This is a genomic window from Clostridium sp. (genome assembly GCF_032552055.1).
Taxonomy (GTDB): Bacteria; Bacillota; Clostridia; order Clostridiales; family Clostridiaceae; genus Clostridium.
The window spans coordinates 1-10,164 of the sequence record NZ_JAWGSV010000110.1 but is presented as its reverse complement, the minus strand read 5'-3'; the positions used below and the strand labels follow the sequence as shown (position 1 = coordinate 10,164).

9 protein-coding genes and 1 other annotated feature are annotated in these 10,164 nt (G+C 28.9%); of the genes, 7 read left to right on the top strand and 2 right to left on the bottom strand.

Going from position 1 to position 10,164, the window contains the following annotated elements:
* The first annotated feature begins 2 nt into the window (after positions 1–2).
* The 5 genes from E6248_RS08955 (at position 3) to E6248_RS08935 (ending at position 5,231) form a co-directional block, all read left to right on the top strand.
* Complete coding sequence (locus E6248_RS08955) at positions 3–731, top strand: hypothetical protein (RefSeq protein WP_316340475.1); 729 nt, start codon at positions 3–5, stop codon at positions 729–731.
* 20 nt (positions 732–751) lie between these two features.
* Positions 752–1,837: an AAA family ATPase gene (locus E6248_RS08950; RefSeq protein ID WP_316340474.1), complete on the top strand. Its 1,086-nt coding sequence runs from the start codon at positions 752–754 to the stop codon at positions 1,835–1,837.
* Between the two features lie 11 nt (positions 1,838–1,848).
* A complete protein-coding gene (locus tag E6248_RS08945; protein WP_316340472.1) occupies positions 1,849–3,192 on the top strand; it encodes a VWA-like domain-containing protein in 1,344 nt (447 codons plus the stop codon).
* A gap of 237 nt (positions 3,193–3,429) precedes the next feature.
* The gene (locus E6248_RS08940; RefSeq protein ID WP_316340471.1) at positions 3,430–4,095 is read left to right on the top strand and encodes a hypothetical protein; all 666 of its coding nucleotides are present in this window, start codon (positions 3,430–3,432) and stop codon (positions 4,093–4,095) included.
* Positions 4,096–4,361: 266 nt separating this feature from the next.
* Entirely contained in the window at positions 4,362–5,231 is an 870-nt protein-coding gene (locus E6248_RS08935; protein ID WP_316340470.1) for a methionyl aminopeptidase, read from the top strand.
* A 214-nt stretch (positions 5,232–5,445) separates the two neighbouring features.
* Here E6248_RS08935 and E6248_RS08930 read toward each other — a convergent pair whose 3' ends face one another.
* The gene (locus E6248_RS08930; protein WP_136004148.1) at positions 5,446–5,778 is read right to left on the bottom strand and encodes a HesB-like protein; all 333 of its coding nucleotides are present in this window, start codon (positions 5,776–5,778) and stop codon (positions 5,446–5,448) included.
* A 268-nt stretch (positions 5,779–6,046) separates the two neighbouring features.
* Here E6248_RS08930 and E6248_RS08925 point away from each other — a divergent pair, with 268 nt between their 5' ends.
* Entirely contained in the window at positions 6,047–6,790 is a 744-nt protein-coding gene (locus tag E6248_RS08925) for an rRNA adenine N-6-methyltransferase family protein (RefSeq protein ID WP_316340469.1), read from the top strand.
* A gap of 29 nt (positions 6,791–6,819) precedes the next feature.
* Positions 6,820–7,395 carry a VTT domain-containing protein gene (locus E6248_RS08920; RefSeq protein ID WP_316340468.1) on the top strand — a complete coding sequence of 192 codons (576 nt, stop codon included), beginning with the start codon at positions 6,820–6,822 and terminating at the stop codon, positions 7,393–7,395.
* Positions 7,396–7,450: 55 nt separating this feature from the next.
* On the opposite strand, the gene leuS is transcribed toward E6248_RS08920, so the two are convergent.
* Positions 7,451–9,901, bottom strand: a complete 2,451-nt coding sequence (gene leuS / locus E6248_RS08915; RefSeq protein ID WP_316340467.1) for a leucine--tRNA ligase — start codon at positions 9,899–9,901, stop codon at positions 7,451–7,453.
* Positions 9,902–9,955: 54 nt separating this feature from the next.
* Positions 9,956–10,156, bottom strand: a binding site (T-box leader).
* Positions 10,157–10,164: the final 8 nt, after the last annotated feature.

The following is a 10,164-nucleotide window of genomic DNA, read 5'->3' as shown; positions in this document are numbered from 1 at the left end:
ATATAAGATATATAGAAAATCCAAGTGAAGAGATTATTTTATCAGCAGTTAAGAAGAATGGCTTAGCAATAAGATATGTAAATGATCCTTCAAAAGAAGCTAAAGAAATGGCTATTAGAAATAATCCTTTAGCAGTTGAATATATAGAAGATTTAGATGAAGAAAATTCAATTTTAGCTGTAAGATTATTATGGAATTCCTTAAAGTATATAAAGAATCCTACAGAAAAGGTTATGCTTGAAGCGGTAAATGCTAAAGGATGGGCAATACAATTTATAGAAAGTCCAACTGAAGAAATAATGCTTAAGGCAGTAAGTAAGGACTATGACTCAATAAAATATATAAAGAATCCTAGTGAAGAAGTGCAATTAGAGGCTATAAAGAAGTATTGGGCAGCAATTAAGTTTATTGATAATCCAACTTTAGAAGCTAGACGAGCTGCTGTTATTGGAAATGAAGAAGCTATAAACTATATAAACTTTGATTTAGATGAACTTAAAGTATTAATTGGTGACAATATAAAGGTTGTAAAGTATGTTTATGATTCAATAGATGTTGACTTTGTAGTTAATGTAGTTATTGAAAAGGTAAAAGAAGATTTAGTTGATGAAAAATATATTAAAGACTTTCTAGAACTTGAAATACTAGAAATGGATAAGATTAATTTTATACGAGAATATGGAAGTAAGAAGGCTAAAGTTGAGTTAGTTGATTATAAACTTTCAAGATAAGGCGTAAGAGAGGTGAGAAAATGAAATTTTCAGAAGCAATAAGTACAGTAGAATTAGTATTAGAATCAGGTAGTGTACCTTTAATTATAGGGGAAGCTGGTATAGGTAAAACTTCATTAGTAAAGAAAATATGTAATGAAGATAATTATTACTTAGTTAATATAGATGCTAATCTTCTTAAGGAAGGTGAAATTGGGGGTCTTCCAATAGTTGAAAATGGAAGAACTAAATATGCAACTCATTATAAACTTATAGAAATAGAAAAGGCAATAAAAGATAATAAATACAAAGGTGTCTTATTATTTATAGATGAGTTAAATAGATGTGAGCATGCAGTTCAACAAGAACTTATGAACTTAATATTAAATAGAGAAATTAATGGTTTTAAGTTAGAGGATAATGTAAAAATAGTAGCTGCAATGAACCCATCTAACAAATATGATGGATTCGAAGATAGTGATTATCAAGTAGTTGATATGGATAAGGCTCAAGAAGATAGATTTGTTTGGCTTGAATTAACTTCTGATATTAAAGAATGGATTAAATGGGCAATGAGTGATGAAATAAAGGTTCATGAACATATAATTGAATTTTTATCAACATTCCCAGAATATTTAAATACGCCAAATTCTAATGAGTCTATTAGAGCAACCCCAAGAAGCTGGGAAAGGGTAGCTAAAGCTTATAATGTATATATTAAAAATACAAATAGCTATTCAATAGATACTTTCTACAATGTAGTTAAAGGAAATATTGGTGTTAGTATAGCTACAGACTTTATAAACTATATAAAGAATATAAAAAATCCTTTAATTAAACCTGAGGAATTATATTCTTATATTATTTTACCAATGGATGTAAAAGAGGAATTAAGAAAAGAAAGTCATTCAAGACTATATATTTTAGCTAAAAATTCATTAAGATATTTAAGTGATAATAATACTGAGGCAAATAGGAGATTATTCTCAGATTTATTAACATGTTATCCTAAAGATTTAAGACTTGGAATTATGAAGGAAATAAAGGGAGAGGTATCATTAGAACTTTATAATGAATTGTTAAATGAAGATATGTTCTTAGATGCATTCTTTGAGATATTTGGATAGAAGGTAATGCTATGACATTTGAAGAAAGAAGAGATAGTTTACTAAAGCAAGCTTTAGATATTAAGGAAAATGGTAAAATATATAGTAGTTTTGAAAGAGAGTTTTTTTCATTAGTTGAAACTGTAGTAATAGAAATGCTTGAGGGAGAAGATAGCTTCTTCGGGCAGTTTCTAGTTAGAACTGAAAGAAGTATTAGATATAATATTACTTGGCCTCTAGCAACTATACCTAAGATGCAAGGATTTAAAATGTATTTTAATCCGTTATTGTTTTTACTTAGTGATAAAAGAGAAATGCAAGCTTTATTTAAGCATGAAATATATCATATTATGTATGGCCACCATCAAAGAGAAAAGGCTCTTAAAAATAAGTATACCACAACTGCTGTTAATTTAGCTTTAGATATATCTATAAATCAATTTATTAAGAATTTACCTATGGATAGTTACAGATTAGAAAGAGTCAATTTAGAGTATGGTGCTAATTTAAAGGAAGATTGTAGTGTAGAAGTTTATGCTGAAGAAATTGAAAAAGCAATTAAAGCAAAACTTAAGGATAATAAAAAAGCTGATAAAGATGAGAGTGTTGGTGAATTATTAGATATTTCAAAGGCACATGATGTATGGGAAGAAAGTAACTTAAATGATGATTCTATTAAAGATATAACTAAAAAAACAGCAATAGGCTCATATAATGGTAAGGCTCCAAAGGATATTGAGGGAATTATTAAAGCTTATGGTGAAAAGGCTGAAATATCATGGCAAGATCTCTTAAAGAAAATAATACCATCTTTAAGGGCTGGAGAAAAGAAGACTGTTATGAGAAGAAATAGAAGGCAACCAGATAGGTTAGATATTAGGGGAACTTTACCTAATAGTGTACCTGAAGTAATTGTAGCCTTAGATATAAGTGCTTCTATGAGTGAACAAGAATTTAGTAAGATATTAGTAGAAGTTTTAGAAATAACTAGAACTAGAACTAATAAGATTACATTAATTGAATGTGATAATGAAATTAGACGTGTATATGAAATTAAGTCCAAAAATGATATAAAGAAGAGATCATTTAAAAATGGCTCTACAAAATTTTCACCAGTATTTAAATATATAAGAGATAATAATTTGAGAAACCATGTAGTAGTTTATTTCACCGATGGTGTTGGAGAAAAGGAGCTTGAATACAAGCCTTTTAAGAAAAATACTATTTGGGTATTAACTGGTGATGAGGATTTATCTTTAAATGAACCCTATGGAGAAATAAAGAAAATTGAAACTAATGCAGTAAAAGGCGAAGGTGGTACTGCTGGATTAGATATGATAAAAGAGTATCAGCAAGAACATGGAAGATACTTTTAGGTGCTATTGCACAATTAATGATTAAAAATGAAGAATGAAAAATTGATGAAAAAACTCCTGATGGAGTTTTGAAAAACAATTATTTAAAGTAATTCTGTAAGAGTTACATCAATAATTCTTAATTTTTCATTCTTAATTCTTCATTTTTAAATCGTGGTTGCTGTTTTTATGGGATAAGTATAAGTAGGCTAGTATTAGTTAATAATTTATGATATAATGACTGAGTGGGGGTGCTCTATGGGATCTTATAAAATAAGTAAGAATAATAGTGTTCTGATAATAATAGGAATTCTAATCGTCAGCCTACTAATAAACGTTTACAGCTCTGTTATGAATTCACGCTATAAGTTATTAATAGGCAAAGAAACTTACAACAGTGTAAAGGAAATAAAAACTAGGAATGAGAGTATTTTATCATTATTAGATCAATGTATTAAAGCAAAGAGCGTTACTAATGAGGAGATGCTTGTTTTATATAAGAATTATACAGTGATTTCTGATGAGTATAATAATTTATGGTCTAAGTATAAAGATTATGGAAAAGAAGAAATTATAAGTATTAATAAGAAATCAAAGACTTTAGATTATTCAACAGAAATGCCCAATCAAGTTTATTCCAGAATAGAAAGCTTACTTTTTGAGTATTTAAGCCTTGAGATGAAAAATCATAATGAAAAAATCATTTTAGAGGGAAATGTACTTGAGGATTTTATTTCTATGAATAATATGTCACAGAGTCTAAATGATTTCTATAAAGATTTTAATGATACCAAGTTGAAAAATGTAGATGAAGAAAAAAAAGAAGGCATTTATATAAAGAAGGAATATTGGGTAGATATTTTAAATGGTATAAATTCAGTTGTTGAGCCATATTTAAATTATGATTATACTTCAAAAAAATAGATATTCTTACTTGATACAGTTAAATTAAATATTTTAAAATAAATTTTGTTTTAAATTTTAGTGGATATATGTAAAATCACCATAACTTGGAAAAGTGATGGATTGCAAGCTTACATATGTTCACTTTTTTGACTTTTTTATTTTAAAATTGAGTTGAATTATGAATTTTATGATATATTAAATATATAGTAGTAAATTATACTAGTTATAAGAATTAGTTAATTAAGATATAGATATATTTTTAGTAGTAGAAGAAAGGAGAAATTATGATTTTAAATAGAAATGATCAATGCTGGTGTAACAGTGGTAAAAAGTATAAAAAGTGTCATATGGAGTTTGATGAAAAGTTGGAATCTTACAAAGCAAAGGGATATGAGGTTCCATCAATTAATATGATAAAGAATAGCGAACAAATAGAGGGTATTAAGGAAAGTGCTAAGATAAATAATGCAGTTTTAGACTTAGTACAAGAAAAAATTAAAGTAGGAATGAATACTGAAGAAATTAATAAATTAGTTCATGACCTTACAGTAAATAGCGGAGCAATACCTGCGCCGTTAAACTATGGTGGTTTTCCTAAAAGTGTTTGTGTATCTATAAACGATGTAGTTTGTCATGGTATTCCAAGTGAGGATACTATACTAATGGATGGAGATATAGTAAATGTAGATGTATCAACAATATATAACGGATACTATTCAGACGCCTCTAGAATGTTTATGATAGGTAATGTTTCAGAAGAAGATAGTAAGCTTGTGAGAGTAGCTAAAGAATGCTTAGACAAGGGGTTAGAGGCAGTAAAGCCATGGGGATTCTTAGGGGATATAGGAGCTGCTGTACAAGAACATGCTGAAGCTAATGGGTTTTCAGTAGTAAGAGCTTTTGGTGGCCATGGTGTAGGAATAGAGTTTCACGAAGATCCTTTTGTAGCTCATGTAGGAAAAAGAGGAGAAGGAATGCTTTTAGTTCCAGGAATGATATTTACTATTGAACCTATGATAAACCAAGGGGATTATGAAGTGTTTGTAGATGAAGATGATGAATGGACAGTATTTACTGAAGATGGTGGTTATTCAGCTCAATGGGAGTATACTGTTTTAGTTACTGAAGATGGTGCTGAAATAATAGCATATTAGTAATTAATAATGAATAATTAGGGAAGCAATGTTTTTTAATTATTTAAATAAAAGCTGGAAAAACTCATTTATAGTTTTTCCAGCTTTTGATTTTTTAATTTTTCAGTTTTTAAATTTTCTAATATTATATATTGTTAATAAAGTTTTTTTGGTTAAATAAAAAATAAGGACTGTTAAAAACAGCCCTTATTGCTATGTCATAAATTTTAAAGGATTAGTGACATCCGCCACCGCAAGATCCACATCCACCACTTTCTGATTCAATGATAGGCTTAAGAGATAATCCTCTTCCTTCATTTTCTTCAGTTGAAAGTAGTTTAAATCCACCAAATTCATCAACTAGTTTTTCTTCTACTACGAAAACTACATCGTTAACTTTATGAGTAATGTCTCCTTCTTTAGCGTCATCTACTGTTATATTAAAAGCAGGACCACTACATCCAAATCCAGCTAAATTAATTCTTATGCTGTAGTTATCAACTTCATTTTCATCTAAGAATTCTTTAAATTCCTTGTAAGCTTCTTCGCTTATTATAATTTTATCCATATTTTCACCTTCTATTTCTAAATGATAATTTATATCACTAGTATACCATAGTGGGTATAAATATCAAGAGTTTTTTAAAAACAATATATCAATTTTACAAATACTTATTGTTTTTATTATACATCATAAATATAATAAGTATTATATAAGCTATGTTTGTGCTATTATCATATTAACTTAAAGATTATTATAATTTATATTTTTTAAGAAATAAGTGTGTAATTAGCTTATATAAAAGTACTAATTGGAGTAGAAGGGAGGCTTTTAATTGAAGCCTTATGATTTTGACTATATAAAAAGTAAAATAAATGAGTATAATGGCTTAATATCTGCTAAAAGGATAGGAAGTCATGAGATAATAAATATAAAAAATCCAGGTGAATATATAGATGGATATATGTATAGAAAAAAAGGTAAGCTAGATGTAAGTATCCTAGAATTGCATGGACCTGATAATATCTGGATGCGAATTTCTCCAATGGAGATTGAAAGCTCCTATATGTTTATAAAATATGCTAAAGGAGTAGTAGGAGTAGTTGGACTAGGACTTGGATATGTAGTTCAAGAACTTGCAAAAAAAGAAGAAGTTAAAAAAGTAGTTGTATATGAAAGAGAAAAAGATATTATAGACCTTTATTATTCAAATTTTGAAGAAAATAAAAAAATTGAAATAATAAATCAAGATGCTTTTAAAGCTAAAGGAAAAAGATTTGATTACTTTTATGTAGACATATATGAATATAAATTACATACTAAAGTAGTAGAGGACTTTAAGATTTTTAATAAGCTTCATAATATAGAAGAATATTTCTTTTGGGGCCTTGAGCACTTTTTATTAAGTTGTAGATATGAAGAAATAGTTTGGGTATATGTACCTGAATTATGGATGGATATTAGTAAAAAAATATTTGTTGCTCTTCAAGAATCAGATTTATTAAAGCATTATAACCAATTAGATGAAACTTTAGTAAGTGAAGTGTTAAGTGAGTTTAAAGTTGTTTTAGATGAATAATATCTACAAATGAAAAATAGGAGATATAAATGTTTAGTATAGAAAGTATAGTTAGCTTATTACAGGATTATAGTATGTATTCAATTCCTATTTCCTTATTAATAAGCATTGTTATAGCATTACTAGGAGTAGTACCATCTGTTTTTGTAACAGGGGCCAATATATTGTTTTTTGGACCATTCTATGGATTTTTAATTTCTTTATTAGGAGAAACTATAGGTGGATATATAAGCTTCTTAGTGTATAGATTAGGTTTTAAAAAAGGAGCAGAAGGCATAAAGCATAAACATAAGTTATTAAAATCAATAGTAGAAGGAGAGGGGAAAGGTGTTGGATTTCTAATTTTTGAAGGAAGGCTTATTCCATTTATTCCATCTGGATTTGTAACATTGGCAGCTTCAATAAGTAATGTAAATGGATTAATATTTGTTATTTCAACCTTTCTTGGTAAAATACCATCTATAGCCCTTGAAGCATTAGTAAGTTATGATTTATTAAATATAAAGGAAAATTATATAAGACTAGGATTTACAATAGTGGCATTAATACTATTGTATTTAACATTAAAAAAATCAAAGAATAATAACAATGATATTAAAAAATAATTATAATAATATAAAGAAGAAATGAGTACCAAATTTGATACTCATTTCTTCTTTTTTATTTTACTACTATATTAACAAGTCTTCCTTTAATAACAATAACTTTTACTATGTTTTTGCCTTCAGTAGCAGCAATAATATTTTCATTAGCTAAAGAAGCAGCTTTAATTCCTTCTTCATCTAAATCGGTAGGAACATTAATCTTAGCTTTTATTTTACCATTAACTTGGATAGCTATTTCTACTTCATCCTTAACTAATGCATTAGGGTCAAATTTTGGCCAAGCTTCATTAAATATTGAGAAGTTTAATCCAAGTAGACTCCATTGCTCTTCAGCAAAGTGAGGTGCAAATGGTGCTAATATCTTTAAGAAATCTATACATGTATTTTTTAAGAATTCTAAATTCATAACATCTTCTTGAAGATATTTAGAAAAGGCATTTACAAATTCCATCATTCTAGCTATCGCTGTATTAAATTGCATTTTTTCTGAATCTTCAGTAACACCCTTTATAGCATTGTGTAGCCAGAAGTTTAATTCTTTTTCAGCCTTGTCTAGTGTAGTTTTATTATTTTCACCTTTATTAATAGCTTCTATTGCAGTTTCAAGATATCTTTCTATTCTATCTACAAATCTAGCAACAGATTTAAGTCCGTCGTCACTCCAAGCTCCACCTTCAACATAGGCAAAACCAAACATTAAATACATTCTAAATACATCTGAACCATATTCAGAAATATAGTCATTAGGTGAAATTGTATTTCCCTTAGACTTACTCATTTTTAATCCATCTGGTCCAAGTATTAAACCTTGGTGAGTTAAAGATTTAAATGGTTCATCAAAGTCTAAGTAACCCATATCTCTAAGGGCTTTAGTAATGAATCTAGCATATAATAAATGCATACAAGCATGCTCTGGACCACCAACATATTTATCTACTGGAAGCATTTTATTTACTATATCTTTATCGAAAGCTATTTCAGTATTTTTATTATCAGGATATCTTAATTGATACCAAGAAGAACAAACGAATGTATCTAAAGTATCAGCTTCTCTCTTAGCTGGTTTTCCACACTTAGGACAAGTGGTATTTATAAAGCTTTCACATTTTGCTAGTGGAGATTTTCCATCTGGAGCAAACTCAACATCGTATGGAAGCTCTACAGGTAATTGATTTTCTGGTACAGGTACAATTCCACAATCTTCACAATGAATCATAGGAATTGGAGCACCCCAGTATCTTTGTCTAGATACTAACCAGTCTCTTAATCTATAATTAACTTTTGCAGATCCTAACTCCTTAGAAGCTAGCTTTTCAACTATTTTTTCTTTGGCTTCCTCAGTTGTAAGTCCGTCGAATTCACCTGAGTTAACTAACTTACCATATTCACAATATGGTAACTCATCATTTTTACCATTTTTACTAGTGATAACTCTTTCTATTGGAAGGTTAAATTTAGTAGCAAAAGCAAAATCTCTTTCATCATGAGCAGGTACTGCCATAACAGCTCCAGTTCCATAAGTAGCTAATACATAATCTCCAACCCAAATTGGAACTTCTTTATTGTTTATTGGGTTTACTGCATAAGATCCTGTAAATACACCTGTTTTTTCCCTAGATATAGATTGTCTTTCTATATCAGATTGTTTTTTAGCTTCTTCTTTATAGTTTTCAACTGAATCTTTATACTCAGCAGTAGTAAGCTTATCAACTAATGGATTTTCAGGTGCTAATACAACATAAGTTACACCGTTTAATGTATCAACTCTTGTTGTAAATACATCAAATTTAAGATCAGAATCCTTAACTTTAAATGTTACTTCAGCTCCAGTAGATTTTCCAATCCAGTGCTTTTGCATAGCAACAGTTTTTTCAGGCCAATCTAAAGTATCAAGCTTTTCTAATAGTTCATCAGCATAATCAGTAATTTTTAAGAACCATTGAGTTAAGTCCTTTTTAGTTACTTCAGTTGAACATCTTTCACATTCACCATCAACTACTTGTTCATTAGCTAAAACTGTATTACATGATGGGCACCAGTTAACAGGTGCTTTCTTTCTATAAGCTAATCCTTTTTCATAAAGTTTTAAAAATACCCATTGAGTCCATTTATAATAATCAGGGTTACATGTTATAACTTCGTTTTCCCAGTTAAACATAGCACCCATGGCTCTTAATTGCTTTTCCATAGTTTCAATATTTTTATCAGTTGAATCCTTTGGATGAATTCCTGTTTTTATTGCAAAGTTTTCTGCTGGAAGTCCGAAAGCATCGAATCCCATAGGTTGAAAAACATTGTATCCTTGCATTCTCTTCATTCTAGCCCAAGAATCTACTGGTCCATAGTTAAACCAATGTCCAGCGTGTAATTGACTTCCTGAAGGATAAGAAAACATTTCTAGTACATATAGTTTTTCTCCCTCTTTATTTGGATCAAACTTATAAAGTTTTGTTTCTTCCCACTTATCTTGCCATTTTTTATCAATGGAAGTTCCGTATTTAGCCATAATAATCCTCCTTAAATGTAGTAAAAATAAATATAAAAAAACCCTCGATCTCAATTAAGAGACGAAGGATATTCGCGGTACCACTCTTATTAGAAAATAAAATTTTCTCACTCGATATTATAACGGGGGTATCCCGTACTTGCTTTTAACAAGTAAGCTCCTAGGCAAGTTCTTATAAAATAAACACTGTTTTACAGCAAACAACAGCTCTCTAAAGAATATTATTATAATACTACTCCTATTCATAGCATTTAATTATTTAG